The sequence below is a fragment of the Acidovorax sp. M2(2025) genome, from assembly GCF_049330835.1.
GTDB lineage: Bacteria > Pseudomonadota > Gammaproteobacteria > Burkholderiales > Burkholderiaceae_C > Acidovorax.
In genome coordinates this window covers 1,021,360-1,041,421 of sequence record NZ_CP186262.1, presented here as the reverse complement: position 1 = coordinate 1,041,421, position 20,062 = coordinate 1,021,360, and the positions used below count along the sequence as shown (strand labels likewise).

General features: G+C 69.3%; 15 protein-coding genes. 7 read left to right on the top strand and 8 right to left on the bottom strand.

The window, feature by feature from the left end:
- Positions 1-35 precede the first annotated feature (35 nt).
- Together ACOYR3_RS04835 and ACOYR3_RS04830 are read right to left on the bottom strand one after the other, a co-directional pair.
- Entirely contained in the window at positions 36-227 is a 192-nt protein-coding gene (locus ACOYR3_RS04835) for a hypothetical protein (protein ID WP_422845349.1), read from the bottom strand.
- A gap of 139 nt (positions 228-366) precedes the next feature.
- Positions 367-2,025 (bottom strand): MFS transporter, encoded by a 1,659-nt coding sequence (locus ACOYR3_RS04830; protein ID WP_422845348.1) that lies wholly within the window; start codon positions 2,023-2,025, stop codon positions 367-369.
- Between the two features lie 428 nt (positions 2,026-2,453).
- Here ACOYR3_RS04830 and ACOYR3_RS04825 point away from each other — a divergent pair, with 428 nt between their 5' ends.
- From ACOYR3_RS04825 to ACOYR3_RS04810, 4 genes are all read left to right on the top strand, one after another.
- Positions 2,454-2,762 (top strand): DUF485 domain-containing protein, encoded by a 309-nt coding sequence (locus tag ACOYR3_RS04825; protein WP_422845347.1) that lies wholly within the window; start codon positions 2,454-2,456, stop codon positions 2,760-2,762.
- Positions 2,759-4,501, top strand: coding sequence for a cation acetate symporter (locus ACOYR3_RS04820; RefSeq protein ID WP_422845346.1), 1,743 nt, complete (start codon positions 2,759-2,761; stop codon positions 4,499-4,501). Before ACOYR3_RS04825 ends, ACOYR3_RS04820 begins: the two co-directional genes overlap by 4 nt.
- A gap of 177 nt (positions 4,502-4,678) precedes the next feature.
- A complete protein-coding gene (locus ACOYR3_RS04815; RefSeq protein WP_422845345.1) occupies positions 4,679-5,608 on the top strand; it encodes a histone deacetylase family protein in 930 nt (309 codons plus the stop codon).
- 41 nt (positions 5,609-5,649) lie between these two features.
- Positions 5,650-8,334, top strand: coding sequence for a GNAT family N-acetyltransferase (locus ACOYR3_RS04810; RefSeq protein WP_422845344.1), 2,685 nt, complete (start codon positions 5,650-5,652; stop codon positions 8,332-8,334).
- Positions 8,335-8,711: 377 nt separating this feature from the next.
- On the opposite strand, the gene ACOYR3_RS04805 is transcribed toward ACOYR3_RS04810, so the two are convergent.
- The 5 genes from ACOYR3_RS04805 to ACOYR3_RS04785 all read right to left on the bottom strand — a co-directional run bounded on the left by ACOYR3_RS04805 (position 8,712) and on the right by ACOYR3_RS04785 (position 12,910).
- A complete protein-coding gene (locus ACOYR3_RS04805; protein WP_422845343.1) occupies positions 8,712-9,359 on the bottom strand; it encodes a 3'-5' exonuclease in 648 nt (215 codons plus the stop codon).
- Positions 9,359-11,185 carry a DUF294 nucleotidyltransferase-like domain-containing protein gene (locus ACOYR3_RS04800; protein ID WP_422845342.1) on the bottom strand — a complete coding sequence of 609 codons (1,827 nt, stop codon included), beginning with the start codon at positions 11,183-11,185 and terminating at the stop codon, positions 9,359-9,361. The genes ACOYR3_RS04805 and ACOYR3_RS04800 overlap by 1 nt, the downstream gene beginning before the upstream one ends.
- Before the next feature lie 239 nt (positions 11,186-11,424).
- Complete coding sequence (locus ACOYR3_RS04795) at positions 11,425-12,081, bottom strand: 2-hydroxychromene-2-carboxylate isomerase (protein ID WP_422845341.1); 657 nt, start codon at positions 12,079-12,081, stop codon at positions 11,425-11,427.
- Complete coding sequence (locus tag ACOYR3_RS04790; protein ID WP_422845340.1) at positions 12,078-12,374, bottom strand: DUF1289 domain-containing protein; 297 nt, start codon at positions 12,372-12,374, stop codon at positions 12,078-12,080. The genes ACOYR3_RS04795 and ACOYR3_RS04790 overlap by 4 nt, the downstream gene beginning before the upstream one ends.
- Positions 12,371-12,910, bottom strand: a complete 540-nt coding sequence (locus ACOYR3_RS04785) for a YbaK/EbsC family protein (RefSeq protein WP_422845339.1) — start codon at positions 12,908-12,910, stop codon at positions 12,371-12,373. The genes ACOYR3_RS04790 and ACOYR3_RS04785 overlap by 4 nt, the downstream gene beginning before the upstream one ends.
- 174 nt (positions 12,911-13,084) lie before the next feature.
- Here ACOYR3_RS04785 and ACOYR3_RS04780 point away from each other — a divergent pair, with 174 nt between their 5' ends.
- From ACOYR3_RS04780 to ACOYR3_RS04770, 3 genes are read left to right on the top strand one after another with little or no spacing between them, the layout of a single operon-like run.
- Positions 13,085-14,407: an efflux RND transporter periplasmic adaptor subunit gene (locus tag ACOYR3_RS04780; RefSeq protein ID WP_422845338.1), complete on the top strand. Its 1,323-nt coding sequence runs from the start codon at positions 13,085-13,087 to the stop codon at positions 14,405-14,407.
- A gap of 18 nt (positions 14,408-14,425) precedes the next feature.
- Positions 14,426-17,614, top strand: coding sequence for an efflux RND transporter permease subunit (locus tag ACOYR3_RS04775; RefSeq protein WP_422845337.1), 3,189 nt, complete (start codon positions 14,426-14,428; stop codon positions 17,612-17,614).
- Positions 17,611-19,056 carry an efflux transporter outer membrane subunit gene (locus ACOYR3_RS04770; RefSeq protein WP_422845336.1) on the top strand — a complete coding sequence of 482 codons (1,446 nt, stop codon included), beginning with the start codon at positions 17,611-17,613 and terminating at the stop codon, positions 19,054-19,056. Before ACOYR3_RS04775 ends, ACOYR3_RS04770 begins: the two co-directional genes overlap by 4 nt.
- 31 nt (positions 19,057-19,087) lie before the next feature.
- Here the strand turns inward: ACOYR3_RS04770 and ACOYR3_RS04765 are convergent, their stop codons facing one another.
- On the bottom strand, positions 19,088-19,996 hold the full coding sequence (locus tag ACOYR3_RS04765; RefSeq protein WP_422845335.1) for a hydroxymethylglutaryl-CoA lyase: 909 nt from the start codon (positions 19,994-19,996) through the stop codon (positions 19,088-19,090).
- Positions 19,997-20,062 lie beyond the last annotated feature (66 nt).

Genomic DNA, 20,062 nt, shown 5'->3' with positions numbered 1-20,062 from the left:
GGGCCGCCGGGGCCCCGGCGCGGGCGCTCAGCCTGTCACGGCGCGCTGGCCGCCGAGGCGGGCGCGGACGCGGCTGGCGCCGCGGGCGTGCTGGCGGCCGGCTCGGGGGCATGCACGGCATCGGCGCCATGCTTTTCACCGCCCATGTCGGCCTTGTCGCCCGCCTTGATGATCACAAACATCGCCAGCGCGGCAAACGCGATGAAGCCAACAACAATCTTCCACATGCTCTCAATCTCCTTGGATGGGTTTGTTCGATCAAAGGGCCTGGCGCCGCCGCTGCAGCCGTGCTGCCCGGCCCGTCAAGCCCCTTGATGGAACCCAGGGCCCGCCCTTCGGACGGGCCCTGCGCACCGCTGCGGCGGATCAGTCGTTGGCGTAGATGTCCACGTCCTTGGTCTCACGGATGAACAGGCCGCCAATCACCACCGTGGCGCCGGCGATGATGATGGGGTACCACAGGCCGTTGTACATGTTGCCGGTCTGCGCCACGATGGCGAATGCCGTGGTGGGCAGCAGGCCGCCGAACCAGCCGTTGCCGATGTGGTACGGCAGGGACATGGAGGTGTAGCGGATGCGCGTGGGGAACATTTCCACCAGCATGGCGGCGATGGGCCCGTACACCATGGTCACCAGCAGCACCAGGTAGGTCAGGATCACCGTGACCATGACCTTGTCGATGCGGGCAGGGTCGGCCTTGGTGGGGTAGCCCGCAGCCTTCAGGTCGTTGGCCACAAGCTTCTTGAACTCGGCGTCCTTCTTCTTGGCTTCTTCGGCGCTCAGGCCCTTGCTGGAGTACGAGGGGATGGCCGTTTCGCCGATCTTGATGGTGGCCACCGTGCCCGCGGGGGCCGCAACGTTTTCATAGCTCACCGAAGCGCCGGCAAGCACCTGCTTGGCGATGTCGCACGAGCTGGTGAACTTGCTGGTGCCGGTGGGGTTGAACTGGAACGAGCACTCGTTCGGATCGGCCGTGATCACCACCTTGTTCTTGGCCTGGGCTTCGGCCAGCGCGGGGTTGGCCGCCTTGGTCAGCGCGCCGAACACGGGGAAATACGTGAGCGCGGCCAGCAGGCAGCCCGCCAGGATGATGGGCTTGCGGCCGATCTTGTCGGACAGCGCGCCGAACACGATGAAGAAGGGCGTGCCGATCAGCAGCGAGACGGCCACGAAGATGTTGGCGGTAGCACCGTCGACCTTGAGGGCCTGCGTCAGGAAGAACAGCGCATAGAACTGGCCCGAATACCACACCACGGCCTGGCCGGCCGTCAGGCCGATGAGCGCCAGGATCACGATCTTGAGGTTCTTCCACTGGCCGAACGATTCGGTCAGCGGCGCCTTGGAGGTCTTGCCCTCGGCCTTCATCTTCTGGAAGGCCGGCGATTCGTTCATCGACAGCCGGATCCAGACCGAGATGGCCAGCAGCAGGATGGACACGATGAACGGCACGCGCCAGCCCCAGTCGGCAAACGCTTCCTCGCCCAGCACCGTGCGGGTGCCCAGGATCACCATCAGCGACAGGAACAGGCCCAGCGTGGCGGTGGTCTGGATCCAGGCGGTGTAGGCGCCGCGCTTGCCATGCGGGGCATGCTCGGCCACGTAGGTGGCCGCGCCGCCGTACTCGCCGCCCAGCGCCAGGCCCTGCAGCAGCCGCAGGGCGATGAGGATGACGGGAGCCGCCACGCCAATGGACGCGTACGCGGGCAGGATCCCCACGATGAACGTGGACAGGCCCATGATCAGGATGGTCACCAGGAAGGTGTACTTGCGCCCGATCATGTCGCCCAGCCGGCCGAAGAACACGGCGCCGAACGGGCGCACGATGAAGCCCGCGGCAAACGCCAGCAGCGCGAAGATGAACGCCGACCCGGCATCCAGCCCGCTGAAGAACTGCTTGGCGATGATGGCGGCGAGCGAGCCGTAGAGGTAGAAGTCGTACCACTCAAAAACGGTGCCGAGCGATGACGCGAAGATGACTTTCCTCTCTTCGGGCGTCATGGGCCGCGGTGCGGGATGGTTGGCCATGGTGCTTGTCTCCAGTGTTGTTGATCATTCCCGGCAGCGGGATCCGCCGGCTGAGCACACTGCGGTGCTGGGGCGGAATATCCGGTGGGCGTCTGACCGAAAACTGACACGAAAGCTCAGCTATTCCGGCCCGCGCACCGTCACTTTTTTTTGCTCAGGACAAACCCGGGGGCGTTTTTTCTTGATGCGGAAAATCCCGCGGCAGGCGCCCCCCCGCGGCGCGGCTGCCGCCCCTTTTCCCAGGGTTAACACCAAGCAAAGTCCCTAGGGAAATCCAGCACAGGACAAACCCTGACCGGTTCATGTTGCACTGCCGTAAGAAGGCGGTCAGCGCGCATTTCCAGAATCGGCCCCGTCAGAACCTGTTCTCAGTGCACTACCCCGGCCGGGCTCGCGCAGACGCATTCCGATCACTCAAGGAGACCACCATGACGGATCCCGTGGCAACACGCATCCAGAGCCATCCGCGCTATCTCGAACTCCGGCAGGAACGCAACCGCTTCGGCTGGACGCTCACCGCGCTGATGATGTTCGTCTACTACGGCTACATCGCGCTCATCGCGTTCAACAAGCCGTTCCTGGCCCAGCCCATCGGCGGCGGGGTCACCACCCTGGGCATCCCCCTGGGCCTGTTCGTGATCATCTTCACCATCGTGATCACCGGCATCTACGTGCGCCGCGCCAACGGCCGCTACGACGCACTCACCCAAGACATCCTGCGGGACGCCCAGAAATGAAAGCCAAGAACCTTGCAAGCCGCGCCCGCTGGGGTCTCGCGGCAGCCGCCTGCTGCGCGGCCGCCTCTGCCTACGCCGCCGGCGGCGACGTGGGCCAGGCCGCCAAGCAGGCCACCAACTGGACCGCTATCGTGATGTTCGCCGTGTTCGTGGCGGGCACCCTGTGGATCACCAAGTGGGCTGCGGCCAAGACGCGATCGGCCGCGGACTTCTACACCGCCGGCGGCGGCATCACGGGCTTCCAGAACGGCCTGGCGATCGCGGGCGACTACATGTCGGCGGCCTCGTTCCTGGGCATCTCGGCCGCGGTGATGGCCACGGGGTATGACGGGCTGATCTACTCCATCGGCTTCCTCGTGGGCTGGCCCATCATCACCTTCCTGATGGCCGAGCGCCTGCGCAACCTGGGCAAGTTCACCTTCGCCGACGTGGCGGGCTACCGCTTCAAGCAGGGCCCCATCCGCGCCTTTGCAGCGAGCGGCACGCTGGTGGTGGTGGCCTTCTACCTGATCGCCCAGATGGTGGGTGCGGGCCAGCTGATCAAGCTGCTGTTCGGCCTGGAGTACTGGATGGCCGTGGTCATCGTGGGCGTGCTCATGATGGTGTACGTGCTGTTCGGCGGCATGACGGCCACCACCTGGGTGCAGATCATCAAGGCCATCATGCTGCTGGCCGGCGTGAGCTTCATGGCCTTCATGGTGCTGGCCAAGTTCGGCTTCAGCCCCGAGGCCCTGTTCGCCGAAGGTGTGAAGGTCAAGACCGCCATCGCCGCCAACGCGGGCAAGGACCCGGTGGCCGCCGCCAAGGAAGGCCTGTCGCTGATGGGCCCGGGCGGCTTCATCAAGGACCCGATTTCCGCCATCTCCTTTGGCATGGCGCTGATGTTCGGCACGGCCGGCCTGCCCCACATCCTGATGCGCTTCTTCACGGTGCCCGACGCCAAGGAAGCCCGCAAGTCCGTGCTGTGGGCCACCACCTGGATCGGCTACTTCTACGTGCTGATCTTCATCATCGGCTTTGGAGCCACCACGCTGGTGCTGACCAACCCCGAAATGGCCGACGTGGCCAAGGGCGTGATCAAGGGCGGCGCGGGCACGGCCAACATGGCCGCCGTGCTGGTGGCCAAGACGGTGGGCGGCGACGTGTTCTACGGCTTCATCTCGGCCGTGGCCTTTGCCACCATCCTGGCCGTGGTCGCGGGCCTGACCCTGTCGGGCGCCTCGGCCGTGTCGCACGACCTGTACGCCACCGTGCTCAAGAAGGGCAAGGCCGACAGCGCCTCCGAGCTGAAGGTCTCGCGCATGACCACCATCGCCCTGGGCGTGATTGCCGTGCTGCTGGGCATTGCCTTCGAGAAGCAGAACATCGCCTTCATGGTGTCGCTGGCCTTCGCGATTGCCGCCTCGGCCAACTTCCCGGTGCTGTTCCTGTCCGTGCTGTGGAAGGACTGCACCACCAAGGGCGCCGTGATCGGCGGCTTCCTGGGCCTGATCTCGTCGGTGGCCCTCACCGTGGTGTCGCCCTCGGTGTGGGAAGCCACGCTGGGCAACCCCAAGGGCTCGGCCTGGTTCCCGTACTCCTCGCCCGCGCTGTTCTCCATGGCCATCGGCTTCTTCGGCGTGTGGCTGTTCTCGGTGCTCGACAAGAGCGCCCAGGCAGCCAAGGAACGCGAAGCCTTCCCCGCGCAGCAGGTGCGCTCGGAAACCGGCCTGGGCGCATCCGGCGCGTCGGGGCACTGAGCCCCGCCGCCCGCCCCGCGTGCCCCCTGCGGGCACGCGCCGCCAACCCGCCGGGCCTTGCGCCCGGCTTTTTTTTGCCCGGGTCCCTGTTGACCCATATCAAGACCCTCGCGCCGCCCCCGCCTACAGTGGAGTCCCCTGCAGGCCCCCGGGCAGCCCCTACCCTGGACCACCGCCATGCTGTCTGCCTACATTTCCCACCCGGACTGCCTCCAGCACGACATGGGCCCCGGCCACCCCGAGTGCCCTGAACGCCTTCACGCCATCGCCGACATGCTGCTCAGCAAGGGATACAGCGACTTCATGGTGCCGTACGACGCGCCGCTGGCCAGCGTGGAGCAGCTGACGCGCGCGCACTCGGCGCTGTATGTCAGCGAACTCATGGGCAGGTCCCCCGCCGAAGGCTACGAGCGCCTGGACCCGGACACGCTGATGAACCCCCACACCGTGCCCGCCGCGCTGCGCTCCGCGGGGGCGGCCGTGCTGGCCACCGACCTGGTGCTGAAAGGCGAGGTGAGCACCGCGTTCTGCAACATCCGCCCGCCAGGCCACCATGCCGAACGCGGCGCCTGCATGGGCTTTTGCTTTTTCAACAACGTGGCCGTGGGCATCCGCCACGCGCTGGACGTGCACGGCCTGGAACGGGTGGCGCTGATCGACTTCGACGTGCACCACGGCAACGGCAGTGCCGACATCCTGGCCGGCGACGAGCGGGTGCTGATGTGCTCCCTCTATGAAAAAGGCCTGTACCCTCTGGGCAAGGACGAGCAGCCCGGCGGCAGCAACATGGTGCACGTGGGCATGGACAGCCGCACCGGCAGCGCCGAGTTCCGCGCGCTGGTGGACGCCGCCTGGATGCCCGCGCTCGAAGCCTTCCGCCCCCAGCTGGTCTACATTTCCGCCGGCTTTGACGCGCACCGCGAGGACGACATGGGCAACCTGGGCCTGGTGGAGGCCGACTACGAATGGGTCACGCAGCGCCTGCTGGACCTGGCGCGGCGGCATGCGCAGGGGCGCATCGTCTCGTGCCTGGAGGGCGGCTACGTGATGAGTCCCCTGGCCCGCAGCGCGGCCGCCCACGTCAAGGTGCTGATTGGCGCAGACTAGCGAAGGCCGCCGCCCCTATCCAAAAAAGAGAACCTCCTACCATGGACAAGCACTTCCTCCAACCCCTGTTCAACCCCGCCTCCATCGTCGTGTTCGCGGGCGGCCTCGACCCCGACACGCTGGAACCCGGCCTGGCGCGCACCCTGGCCGACCAGCTGCGCGGCTGCGGATACACGGGCGAGCTGCGCTTCGTGGACATCCGCATGAGCGGCACGCTGGCCGACCTGGCCCGCTCGCGCGCCGAGCTGGCGGTGATCGCGCTGCCCACGGTGGAGGAGATGGACAACGCGCTGGAAGTGGCCGGCCGCATCCGCTGCCGCGCGGCACTGGTGGTCTCCTCGGGCCTGAACGCGCAGGACGCGACCCGGCTGCACGCCACGGCCCAGCGCCACCAGCTGCACCTGCTGGGGCCCAACTGCAACGGCTTTCAGCGGCCCCACCACCATCTCAACGCCAGCGTCATCGGCGCGCTGGCCAAGCCCGGGCCGCTGGGGCTGCTGTCGCAGTCCGGCGCGCTCACAGCGTCCACGCTGGACTGGGCGCAGCGCAGCGGCGTGGGCTTTTCGGCCGTGGTGTCCCTGGGGCCCAACACCGCGCTCGACCTGGCGGATGCGCTCGATTTTCTGGCCGCGGACCCGCACACGCACAGCATCGTGATCTACATGGAGGGCATCCGCAACGCGCGCCGCTTCATGAGCGCGCTGCGCGCCGCCGCCAGCGCCAAGCCGGTGATCGTGCTCAAGGCCGGCCGCAAGCCCGCGGGCAACGAGGCGGCGCTTACGCACTCGGGCGCCATCGTGGGCAGCGACGACGTGTTCGACGCCGCGCTGCGCCGCGCGGGCGCGGTGCGCGTGCGCACGTTCTCGCAGCTGTTCTCGGCCGTGCGCTGCCTGGCCTCGCGCTACCAGCCCTCGGGCCGGCACCTGGCCGTCATCACCAACGGCGGCGGGCCCGGCGTGCTGGCGGCCGACTGGGCCAACGAGCTGCGGCTGCAGCTGGGCAAGCTGGACCACGCCACGGCCACCGCGCTGGCGCCCCGGCTGTCGCCGCAGGCCTCGCTCAAGGACCTGATCGACCTGTCGGAAGACGCCACGCCGGAGCACTTCACCGCCGCCATCGAGGCGGCCAGCGCCACGCGCGGCATCGACGGCATCCTGGTGATCTACTCGCCCAAGCTCGGCTCGGACCCCACCCGCGTGGCCCAGGCGCTGGTGCAGACGCAGCTGTCGGTCAGCAAGCCGCTGTTCACCTGCTGGATGGGCGACTCCACGGTGAACGAGGCGCGGGCCGTGCTGAACGCGGCCTCCATTCCCACCTTCCGCACGCCGGAGGCGGGCGTGGACGCGTTCTCCAACATCGCCAACCACCACGAGAACCAGCTGCTGCTGCAGCAGACGCCGCCCCCGCTGGCACACGACCTGGCCAAGCCCGACGTGGAAGGCGCGCGCCTGCTCATCGAGAGCGTGCTGGCCGAGCGCCGCAACGTGCTCACCGAGCTGGAGTCGAAAGCGCTGCTGGCGGCGTTCCACATTCCGGTCACCAAGACCATCCTGGCCCGCAGCGCCCACGAGGCCATGATGATCGCCACGCAGCTGGGCTACCCCGCCGCGCTCAAGATCGACTCGCCCGACATCGCCCACAAGTCCGACGTGCAGGGCGTGGCGCTGAACCTGGTCAACGCCACGCAGGTGCGCGACACCTACAACGACATGGTCAAGCGCGTAGCCCAGCTGCGGCCCGACGCGCACATCAACGGCGCGACGGTGCAGAACATGTCCGCGCAGCGGCGCGGGCGCGAGCTGTACATCGGCCTGGTGACGGACGAGCTGTTCGGCCCGGTGATCACGTTTGGCGCGGGCGGCACGATGATCGAGCTGATCGGCGACCGCAGCATGGAGATGCCGCCGCTCAACCAGTTCCTGGCGCGCGGCCTGGTGCAGCGTGCCCGCGTAGCCGCCACGCTGGGCGAGTGGCGCGGCGCCCCGCCCATCGACATGGCGGCGCTGGAACACGTGCTGCTGCGCGTGTCCGAAATGGTGTGCGAGCTGCCCCAGCTGCGCGAGATGGACATCAACCCCATCATCCTGGACGAATCCGGCGCGCTGGCGGTGGACGCGCGCATCGTGGTGCAGCCCATGCCCGCGCACGGCCAGCACTACGGGCACCTGGCGATCCTGCCCTACCCCTCGCACTTCGAGCAGGAATGGCCCATGCGCGGCGGCGGCATCTACACCGTGCGCCCCGTGCGGCCGGACGATGCCTCGATGCTGCAGGCGCTGGTCAAGGGCCTGTCGTCCGAGAGCCGCTACTTCCGGTTCGCCTCGTCCATGCCCGAGCTGCCCTCGCGCATGCTGGCGCGCTTCACCCTGATCGACTACGACCGCGAGATGGCCCTGGTGGCCGTGCACCGCGAGCGCAAGCTGGGGGCCGACGGCGAGTTCATCGACACCGAACGCATCATCGGCGTGTCGCGCTACGTGACCAATCCGGACCTCCGAACCTGCGAGTTCTCGCTGCTGGTGGCCGACGAGTTCGCGGGCCAGGGCCTGGGCTCGCGGCTCATGGCGGCCATCACCGAATTTGCCCGCAACAAGGGGCTGGCGCAGATCGAGGGGCTGGTGCTGGCGCACAACAGCAACATGCTCAAGCTCATGCGCCACCTGGGCTTCCAGATCAAGCACTTTGACGAGGACCCGGACTTCAAGCTGGCGGTGAAGGTGCTGTGAGCGGGGCTGGACGCCGTTCGCGCTGGACGTGTGCGCCCCTCCCCCCGTTCGCCCTGAGCTTGTCGAAGGGCTGCTCAAACTCCGCGCCCCGGCTTCGACAGGCTCAGCCCGAACGGGCGGGGAAGCGACTTCCCAAACCTGTTCGCCCTCCCCTCGTTCGCCCTGAGCTTGTCGAAGGGCTGCTCAGACTCCGCGCCCCGGCTTCGACAGGCTCAGCCCGAACGGGCGGGGGCCGGAGGGCTCGGTCCCAAAGGGTGAGAGCTGATGATGCAGGACATTCCGCATTGAGAAGAAAATCGACCTCCAGCGCTTGATGGACAAGCGCAAACAGCTACCATTTCAATAGCAACCTGAGACACACAGGCCGCCGCGCGGCGTCAAACGGCGCCCAGCAAGCGCCGCAGCTTGATGAACGCCAGCGCCGCCGTCACGGCATCGTTGACCGCGTCGTGCGCCTCGCGCGCGGGCAGGTCCAGTTCGCGCACCAGGGTGGCCAGGCGCAGGTCGATGTCGGCGTTGGCATGCTGCTGGTAGGGCGGCAGCTGGCGGAAGCGGTAGTCGTAGTACAGCGCCGAGACCTCGATGCACGGCTGCGGCAGGCCGATGCCCAGCCAGGGGCGCACGGCGCGGTTGAGCATGGCCACGTCGAACTCCAGGTAGTAGCCCACCAGCGGCCGCCCGTCAATGAAGTGCAGCAGCTGGGGCAGCAACTCTGGCAGCGGCCGGGCCTGCGCCACGTCCTGCGCGCGCAGGCGGTGGATGCGCACGCTCTCTGCCGACACTGGTCCGGCGGGGCGCACCAGCAGCTCCAGCCGCTCGCTGGCCACGATGCGCTGGCCGCACACGCGCACCGCGCCAATGGAGACGACCTCGTCCGTGCGCACGTCAAGCCCCGTGGTCTCGCAGTCGATGGCCACCCACTCGCCGGGCGGGCCGGGCTCCAGCACGAACGCGTATTCGGGCCGGCGCAGCCGGTGCTGCAGCCAGCGGCGGCGCGCGGCGGCCCAGGGGCTGTGCAGCGGCATCAGAGCACCCCCAGGTGAAAGCGCGTGCGCAGCATCTGCTGAAAGCGCTTGACCACGCCCAGCGCATCCTTGAGCAGGTCGCGGTCCAGGCTGCCCAGCTGGTCGGGCGCCACCGTGCCGGAGATGGGGCGCTGCTGCTCGCGCTCGGCCAGCCCCGCCTTCAGCCGCAGGGCCATCAGCACCTGCAGGGCCTCGGCCAGGTCCTCGCCTTCGCCGGGGCTCAAGGCGCCCAGGGCCACCAGCGCCTCAATGCGGTCGGTGGTGGCGGTGGCGGTCACCCGGTGGGCCAGCGCCAGGCTGCGCACGCCGTGCACCAGCGGAAACAGCCCTTCCTTCTTGATGTGCCAGGGCTCGGGCGCGGCGCCGGGGGTGAGCAAGCGGCTCCACCAGCTGGGGCCGGCGTGGCCGAAGGCGTCGATGGCGGCGGCAAAGCGGCTCTGCAGCCCTTCATGGTCGGTGGCCAGCGTCATCAGATGGGCCCGCGCCGCGTCCAGCAGCGCGGCGTCGCCCGCCACGGCGTGGGCGTCCAGGAAGATCGCCAGGTGCATCAGCGCCTCGCCCTCGGGCCGCCACACCCAGTCCTGCAGCTGGCGCGCCCATTCGCTGCTGCTGCGCCGCCACAGGGGCTGGCTGAGCATGATGCCGCCGGGGCACGGCGGGTAGCCAAAGCGGCCCAGTGCCTGCGAGAAGCGGTCGCAGAGGTCCGCCAGGTCGGGCGGCGGCGCGTAGCCGTCGCGCAGGATCAGGCCGTTGTCCTGGTCGGTCTTGAGCAGCTGCTCGCCCCGGCCCTCGCTGCCCATCACGAACAGGCAGCTGTTCGCCACCAGCTCCGGCGGCGCGATGAGCTGCCAGGCGCGCAGGAAGAGGCGCGCGTTGAGCTGCTGCACCAGGTGCGCCACCAGCCCCACGCGCGTGCCGCTGCGAAACAGCACGGACACCACGCGGTCGATCTGCGCCGCGGCGTCAGCCAGCGCGTCGAGCGAGCTGGCGTTGTCGATCTGCAGCGCCACCAGGTGCGAGGGGTTGGACACGTAGCTCAGCAGGTCCAGCGACTCCAGCATGCCCAGCGTGCGCTCGCCGTCCACCACCACCAGGCGGTGGATGCGGTGGCGCAGCATCAGCGCCATGGCGTCGCCGACCGAATCGCCCGCCCGCACCTCCACCACCGGGAACCGCGCCCAGTCGCCCACGGGCATCTGGTCCAGGGGCCGGCCCGACAGGATGGCGCGCTCCAGCAGCGTGCGGCTGAAGATGCCGCGGCGCGGCGGCGTGGCGGCGTCGTCCCGCACCAGCACGCTGGCCGTGCGCTCGGCGTGCATGCGGCGCACGGCGCTGAGCACGTCCAGCGCGGCGGGCACCTCGTGCACCGGCCGCAGGAAGGCGTCGCCCACGCGCGACAGGCTGAGCGAGGGCAGGTCGCGCGGGTGCTGGCGCTGCGCCAGCACGCTGAGCTTGTGCCCCAGGTCGGAAAAAAGCAGCGCGCCAAAGGTGGCGTTGCGCGCGATCAGCTCCAGCACCGTGGCGCGGGCCAGCTCGTAGGTGATGACCTCCTCGGTGGCCACGAAGCGGCTGCTGGCGCGGCCGGCCACCAGGCTGCGGCCGTCAAAGCAGTCCTCGGGGCCGTAGGTGACCACCGTGTCGCCCTGGTCCTCTTGCGCCACATGGCCCTTGACGACGACAAACAGGTGCGTGGGCGCAGCGCCACGCTCCAGCAGCACCTGGCCGGGCGCGTAGTAGCCGATGTCGACATGGTCGCGCACCATGCGCTGCTCTTCGGGCTCCAGGCAGTCGAACGGCGAATGGGCAAAGGAAAAGGCGTTGGGCATGCAGACCTCGCTCGCTGCCGGGCAGCGTCGAAGCCATTGCACCACCGGCCCCTTGCGGGGCGCTTGCAGCACGGGGCGCCGTGTTTGCGCGAACGCAACACCGGCACGGGCGCGCCAAGCCTTAACCGAGCCCTAGTTTGGCGAAACGCCTCCACCCGTTCGGGCTGAGCTTGTCGAAGCCTCGCGCGGCGCTCCGGCAGGCCCAGCGTGAACAGCTTTGGAGGGCCTGACCGAACGCATCAACGCGCCACGGGAGCCAGCCCCGAGGGGGTGCGCTGCGCCACGTCCCAGCCGGGCCCATCGAACCAGGCGTCGCCGTCCAGGTAGGCGCGCAGCATGGGCAGGGCATCCAGGCCCCAGAAAATCTTGCCGTCCACCCCGAAGGCCGGCACGCCAAACACCCCGGCCGCCTGGGCCGCCTCGGTGTTGGCGCGCAGCAGGGCCTTGGGCTCTGCGCTGTTCACGTCGTGCCCGGGACGGATCTGTTCGGCCAGCGCGGCCGAGAGCGCGGCCAGGCGCTCGGGGTCCAGTGCGTCCTGCCCGCCCACCCACACGTGGCGCAGCACCGCGCCGGCCACGTAGCGGTTGATGCGGCCGTCGTCGCTGCAGGCCAGGGCCTGGCGCAGCAGCGGCAGCGGGTTGAAGGGGTGGCGGGCGGGCATCTGCAGCGGCGTGCCCTGCGCGTGGCCCAGCCAGCACACGTGGCGGTAGGTCCAGTCGCGCTTGGGGGCAATGCCGGCGGGCCCGGGGTTGGCATGCTGCTGCAACAGCGCGCCCAGCAGCACCGGGCGGTATTCCACGTGGTAGCTCAGGCCCGCCAGGGCTTCGGGCAGGCGCTCGAAGGCCAGCCAGGCGTAGGGCGAGACAAAGTCCAGATAAAAGGTGATGTGCTTCATGCCTGAGGCTCCTTCACGCCGCGCTCGGCAGCGGCCAGGGACGGCGGCACGGCCGCGCCGGCACGCTGCAGCAGCCGCACCCAGATGGCCCGCCGCTGGGCGCCGTCCGCCCCGGACCAGGCGCGGATCTCGTCGATGGTGCGAAAGCACCCTTCGCAGCGGCTGCGGTCTTCCGTCATGCGGCACACCGAAATGCAGGGCGACGGCACGACCTCGTCCGAATCAAGATCAAAATAGCCCGCATCGCCCATCAGGCGGGCGCGAGCAGCTATCGAATCAGTAGCATCACTCATGCCGCAGCCGCTCCGGTGGCCGCCCCGGCGTCGGGCGCCGGCACCTGCACCACGTCCACCACGGGCGCGCCGGTCAGGCGCTGCAGGTCGCCCGGGTGCAGCGCAAACACGCCGTGCGGGTGCCCGGCCGCGGCCCACACCACATCAAAACGCAGCAGGTCCTGGTCGATCAGCGTGACGGGCGGCGTGGCATGGGCCACGGGCGAGACGCCGCCGATGGAAAAGCCGGTGCGGCTTTTCACGAATTCCGCGTCGGCACGGCCGATCTTGCCGCCCACGTGGGCTTCCACCTTTTTCTCGTCCACCCGCCGGTCGCCCGACGTGACCACCAGCACGGCCGCGTCATCGCTCTTGCGGCGGAAGATGATGCTCTTGGCGATCTGCCCCACGGCGATGCCCAGCGCATCGGCCGCCTGCTGCGCCGTGCGGGCGGCGTCGTCCAGCATCTGCGGGCGGTGGGGGTGGCCCAGGGATTCCAGGGCCGCAGCCACGCGCTGCACGCCCTCGGGCAGGTTTTTCAGTTCGGCTCCACACATGCGGCTTGGTCTCCAGCGTCTCACAGGAAAGGGTTGAGGGGTCGGATCTCCCCCCATTTTGCCGCGCGCTGCGCGACCGGGCGCGGCATGCCAATATCGGGGGCTGCTTTACAAACAGGAAATGTGCGGACCCCACAATGGGCCGTCCCCTCCGAACCCCCCGCCTTCACACCCATGAACGTTGCCGCGCTGCCCCCGCTGGGCCCAAGCCTGCCTGCGCCCACCCCCGCCCACCCTGCCTTGCGCCGCGCCGCCCGCCCGGCGCCGGGGGCCTTGCCGTACCGGGGAGCGCTGCTGGGGCTGCTGCTGATCGCCGGCATCCTGGCGGGCTGCGGCAAGACGGGCGAAGCGCCCCCACCGGCCAAGCCCGCCCCCGAGGTGGGCGTGGTCACCCTCAAGCAGCAAAGCCAGCAGCTCGAAGCCACCCTGCCCGGCCGCACCCGCGCCTCGCTCACGGCCGAAGTGCGGCCCCAGGTGTCGGGCATCCTGCAAAAGCGCCTGTTCACCGAAGGGATGCTGGTGCGCCAGGGCCAGCCGCTGTACCAGATCGACGACGCCGCGCTGCGGGCCACCGAGGCCAGCGCCCTGGCGGCCCTGGCCAAGGCCGAGGCCACCGCACGCACCCAGGAAGCCACGGCCAAGCGCAATGCCGAGCTGGTGAAGATCGACGCCATCAGCCAGCAGGCGTTTGAAGAAAGCCAGGCCGCCGCCGCCCAGTCGCGCTCCGACGTGGCCGTGGCCCAGGCCAACCTGGCCACGGCGCGCATCAACCTCAAATACAGCCGCATCGAAGCCCCGATCAGCGGCCGCATCAGCCTGTCCAGCGTCACGCCGGGGGCGCTGGTCACGGCCAACCAGGCCGACGCGCTGACCTCCATCGTCCAGCTCGACCCGATGTACGTGGACTTCACCCAGTCCGCCACCGAGCTGATGCAGCTGCAGCGGGACTGGGACGCAGGCCGCTTCCAGAAGGTCGAGGGCGACAAGATCCCCGTGCGCATCCGCCTGGACGACGGCACCGAGTACCCGCAGCGCGGCCAGCTGCAGTTTGCGGGCGTGATCGTCAACGCCACCACCGGCACCGTCACGCTGCGGGCCGTGGTGCCCAACCCCAAGGGCACGCTGATGCCCGGCATGTACGTGCAGGCGCTGCTGCCCACCGGGCTGGCGCCCGAAGCCCTGCTGGTGCCCCAGCAGGCCGTGGCCCGCGACCTTGCCGGCAAGCCCAGCGTGCTGGTGGTCAAGGACGGCGACGTGCTGGAGAAGCGCCCGATCAGCATCGACCGCGCGGTGGGCAACCAGTGGCTGCTGCAAAGCGGGCTGGCTGCAGGCGAACGCGTGGTCGTCGAGGGCTTCCAGCGCGTCAAGCACGGCGACAAGGTCAAGCCGGTGGAGGTGGACCCGCGCGCGAGCGCCAAGGACGGCGGCAAGCCTTCGCCGGGGGCCGGCGCACCGCCCGCCAGCGCGCCCGCACCTGCCGCAGCAGCCTCGCGCTGAGCACGAAGGACGCGGCACATGGCTCAGTTCTTCATCAACCGGCCCATCTTTGCGTGGGTCATCGCCATCATCATCATGCTGGGCGGCGCGCTGTCCATCGTCACGCTGCCACTGGAGCAGTACCCCGACATCGCTCCGCCGCGCGTGACCATCGGCTCGCAATACACCGGCGCCTCGGCCGAGACGGTCGAGAACTCGGTGACGCAGATCATCGAGCAGCAGCTCAAGGGCATCGACAACATGCTCTACATGAGCTCGACCTCGGACGCCGCGGGCCGCTCGCGCACCACGTTGACCTTCGCGCCCGGCACCAACATCGACGTGGCGCAGGTGCAGGTGCAGAACAAGCTGCAGGCCGCCACCAACCGCCTGCCCGACGCCGTCAAGAGCCGGGGCGTGTTCGTGAACAAGGGCGGGCAGGACTACCTGGTCATCTACAGCTTCTTCTCCAAGGACCCATCGATGAGCGCCGTGGACATCGGCGACTTCCTGACCAGCAGCCTGGCGGACGTGATCGGCCGGATCGACGGGGTCGGCGACGTGACGGTGTTCGGCACCAACTACGCCATGCGCATCTGGATGGACCCGGCCAAGATGGAGAAGTACGCGCTGATGCCATCGGACCTGGTCAACGCGCTCAACGCCCAGAACGCGCAGGTGTCCGCCGGCCAGCTGGGCGCCCTGCCCGCGGTGTCTGACCAGCAGCTCAATGCCACCATCACGGCCCGCACCAAGCTCAAGACCGTGGAGCAGTTCGAGCGCATCGTGCTCAAGTCCGCGCTGGACGGCTCGGTCGTCACCATCAAGGACGTGGCCCGCGTGGAGCTGGGCGCCGAGAACCTGACCGTGAAGGCCAAGCTCAACGGCATGCCCGGCGCGGGCATGGGCATCGTGCTGGCCGACGGCGCCAACGCCATGCAGGTGGCCGACGCCATCGCCGCCAAGCTGGCCGAGCTCAAGCCCTACTTCCCCAACCAGATCGACTACTTCGTGAGCTCGGACTCCACGCCCTTCGTGCGCGCCTCCATCAAGGAAGTGGTGAGCGCGCTGGGCGAGGCCATGCTCCTGGTGGTGATCGTGATGTTCGTGTTCCTGCAGAACTTCCGCGCCACCCTCATCCCCGCCATAGCCGTGCCGGTGGTGCTGCTGGGCACCTTCGGCGTACTGTCGCTGGCGGGGTATTCGATCAACACGCTGACCATGTTTGCCATGGTGCTGGCCATCGGCCTGCTGGTGGACGACGCGATCGTGGTGGTCGAGAACGTCGAGAGGGTGATGCACGAGACCGGCCAGTCGGCCAAGGACGCCACGCGCCAGTCCATGCGCGAGATCACGCCCGCCCTGGTGGGCATCGGGGTCACGCTGTCGGCGGTGTTCGTGCCCATGGCGTTCTTCGGCGGCTCCACCGGCGTGATCTACCGGCAGTTCTCCATCACCATCGTGGCGGCCATGGCACTGTCGGTGTTCGTGGCGCTGACCCTCACCCCCGCGCTGTGCGCCACGCTGCTCAAGCCTGCCGCCGCGGCGGCCGGGCACGACCGGCCGATCCGCCGCGGCCTGCTGGGCCTGAACGACCGGTTCTTCCGCTGGTTCAACCACCATTTCGACGCCACAGCCTCGCGCTACCAGGGCACGGTGGCCTACACCCTGCGCCGCACCAAGCGCATGGCGCTGATCTTCCTGGCCGTGTGCGGCGTGGTGTGGCTGCTCATGGCGCGCCTGCCCACCTCGTTCCTGCCCGACGAAGACCAGGGCTTCCTGTACGTGAACGTGAACCTGCCCTCGGGCGCCGCCGATGCGCGGCTGCAGAGCGTGCTGGACCAGGTGCGCGAGTACTTTGCGCAGCAGCCCGACGTGCTGAGCTTCTACCAGGTCTCGGGCATCAACGGCGACCAGGCCTCGGCCCGCGGCTTTGTGCGCCTCAAGCCCTGGGCCGACCGCCCGTTGCCCAGCCAGGCGGCCGCGCAGATCGCCTTCAAGGCCACGCGCGACCTGGCCTCCATCCGCGATGCGCGGGTGCTGGTCGTCATGCCGCCGGCCGTGCGGGGCCTGGGCTCCAGCTCGGGCTTCAACTTCGTGATCAAGGACATGAACGGCCTGGGCCACCAGGCGCTGCTGGCGGCCACCAACACCTTCCTGAGCGAGGCGCGCAAGCGGCCGGAGCTGACCAACCTGCGCATGACCAATCTGGAGGACGCCAGCGAGCTGCGCCTGAACATCGACGACCGCAAGGCCGCCGCGCTCGGGCTGTCCTACAACGACATCAACAACGTGCTCTCCAGCGCCATCGGCGGCACCTACGTGAACGACTTCCTGAACAACGAACGGGTCAAGCGCGTGTACATCCAGGGCGACGCCCCGGCGCGCATGCTGCCGCAGGACGTGGCCCGCTGGAGCGTGCGCAACAGCAAGGGCGAGATGGTGCCGTTCGGCGCGTTCTCGTCCAGCTACTGGGCCTACGGCTCGCCGCAGCTGATGCGCTACAACGGCAACCCGGCCTACGAACTGGAAGGCCGCGCCGCGCCGGGCGTGAGCTCGGGCGCGGCCATGAAGATCGCAGAGGACATCCTGCGCACCCTGCCCCCGGGCATCGGCTACGAATGGACGGGCGCCTCGCTGCAGGAACGCCAGTCGGGCGCGCAGGCCCCCATGCTGTACGCGATCTCGATCCTGTTCGTGTTCCTGTGCCTGGCCGCCCTGTACGAGAGCTGGACCGTGCCGCTGTCCGTCATCCTGGCCGTGCCGCTGGGCGTGGTGGGCGCCCTCGCCTCCACGTATACGCGCGGCCTGACCAACGACGTGTACTTCCAGGTGGGGCTGCTGACCACGGTGGGGCTGGCGTCGAAGAACGCGATCCTGATCGTCGAGTTCGCCGTGCAGCTGCAGGAGCAGGGCAAGAACCTGTTCGACGCCATCGTGGCCGCCGTGCGCCTGCGCCTGCGGCCCATCCTGATGACCTCGCTGGCCTTCGGCTTCGGCGTGATCCCGCTGGCCATCGGCACCGGCGCGGGCGCGGGCGGGCGGGTTGCCATCGGCACCGCCGTGCTGGGGGGCATGCTGGCGTCCACGGTGCTGGGCATCTTCCTGGTGCCGGTGTTCTTCCTGCTCATCCGCCGCTGGTTCAAGAGCCGGTCGCGCAGCGCAGACGACACGCCGCAACACCCTGCCACGACCCCGCCGCACCCCACTCAGGAGAGCGCAGCATGAAGCGCCCACCCTTGACCGCCGCCCTGGCAGCCGCGGCGCTGCTCGCAGGCTGCAACCTGGCCCCCGTCCACCAGACGCCCGCCCTGCCCGTGCCGGACACCGTCGGCACCCGGGGCGAGCAGCCCGCCGAGGCCACCGAGGCCGGCCTGCAGGCGGCCGCCGCGCTGGGCTGGGTGCAGGCCCAGCCGCTGCGTGATGTCATTGCCCTGGCGCTGTCCAACAACCGCGACCTGCGCGTGGCCGTCGAGGCCATCGAGCGGGCGCGCGCCCAGTACGGCATCACCCGGGCCGACCTGTTGCCCAGCGTCACCGCGCAGGCGCAAGCCAGCCGCGCACGCACCGCCGCCGGCATGAGCAGCGCCACCGCGCCAGCGCAGGTGGCCACGCAGTACACGGCCCAGCTGGGGTTTGCCAGCTACGAGATCGACTTCTGGGGCCGCGTGCGCAACCTCAACGAGGCGGCGCTGCAGCAGTTTCTGCAGAGCCAGCAGAACCAGCGCAACATCCAGACGGGCCTGGTGGCCGACGTGGCGAACGCGTGGCTCACCCTGGCCGCCGACGAAGCCCGGCTGCAACTGGCACGCGACACCCTGGCCAGCCGCGAGAAGGCCTATGCGCTGACCGAACGCATCCACGCCATCGGCTCGACCTCAGGGCTGGTGCTGGCGCAGGCGCAGACCACGGTGGACGCCGCACGCGGCGATGTGGCGGCCTACCTGGCCCAGGTAGAGCGCGACCGCAACGCGCTGCAATTGCTGGTGGGCGGCCCGGTGCCTGCGGCCCTTTGGCCCACTGCCAGCACGCTGCGCGCGGACGCGCAGGCGCCGGCGGCGTTGCAGCCCGTGCCGGTGCCGCTGGCGTCCAGCGTGCTGCTGGCCCGGCCCGATGTGCAGGCCGCCGAAGCCGCCCTGCGCGCCACCGAGGCGAACATCGGCGCTGCGCGGGCGGCCCTGTTCCCCACCATCAGCCTCACGGCCAACGTGGGCACCGGCAGCCGCGAGCTGGACGGCCTGTTTGGCGCGGGCAGCGGCACCTGGAGCTTTGTGCCGCTGGTCCGCCTGCCGATCTTCGACGCGGGCCGCAACCGCGCCAACGTGCAGGTGGCCGAGGCCAACCAGCGCATCGCCGTGGCCCAGTACGAGAAGGCCGTGCAGACCGCGTTCCGCGAGACTGCCGATGTGCTGGCCGACCGCGCGCAATGGGACGAGCGCATTGCCGCGCAGACGCGGCTGGTGGCCTCCACCCAGAAGGCGTTCGACCTGTCGGAAGCGCGCTTCAAGGCCGGGGTGGACAACTACCTCACGGTGCTGGATGCACAGCGCAGCCTGTATGCGGCGCAGCAGGCCCTGATCGGCCTGCGCCTGGCCGAGCAGGTCAACCGCGTGACGCTCTGGAAGGTGCTGGGAGGCACCCCGGACGCCGGATCCCCGGACGCCGGTTGACGGCGGCCGGGGGGAGTTGGACCAGCGGGGGTCAGTCCGCGCGCTTGGTCAGCAGGGCGTTGGCTGCGCGTGAGTTGGGTTTGCGGTCCAGAAAACCGCTGATGTAGGCGCCTGCGTCGATGAGAAGGTCGAGGTCGATGCCGGTCTCGATGCCCATCCCCTGCAGCATGTAGACCACATCTTCGGTGGCCACGTTGCCGGTCGCACCCTTGGCATAAGGGCAGCCGCCCAGCCCAGCCACGGACGACTGGAAATTCCACACACCCAGCTCCAGCGCGGCCAGCGTGTTGGACAGCGCCTGGCCGTAGGTGTCGTGGAAGTGGCCGGAGACTTCGTCGATGCCAAAGTGCTGCAAGGCCGCCTCGATGGCGCGCTGCACCTTGCGCGGCGTGCCCACGCCAATGGTGTCGGCCACGTCCACGCGCTGCACGCCAATGCCCTTGAGCAGGCCGGCCAGGTAGGCCACGCGCTCGGGGGCGATGTCGCCCTCGTACGGGCAGCCCACGGTGCAGCTCATGGCACCGCGCACGCGGATGCCCGCAGCCAGCGCCGCCTGCACCACGGGCGCAAAGCGTTCGATGCTCTCGGCAATGCTGCAGTTGATGTTGCGCTGGCTGAAGGCCTCGCTGGCGGAGCCGAAGACGACGATCTCGTCGGGTTTGTCCAGCACGGCGGCCTCAAAGCCCTTGAGGTTGGGCGTGAGCACCGAATACGCCACGCCGCCCTGGCGGGTGATGCCGCTCATCACCTCGTGGTTGTCGGCCATCTGCGGCACCCATTTGGGGCTGACGTAGCTGGTGACTTCGATCTCTTTCAGGCCCGCCTGCTGCAGGCGGTGCACCAGCTCGATCTTGACGGCGGCGGGCACCGGGGTCTTTTCGTTCTGCAGGCCGTCGCGGGGGCCAACGTCGATGAGGCGGACGCGGGAGGGAATGCTCATGGGGCTACCAAGGGTGGACAAGGAATCTCGCCATTGTCTCGCCAGCGCCGACGCAGGGCCACCTCA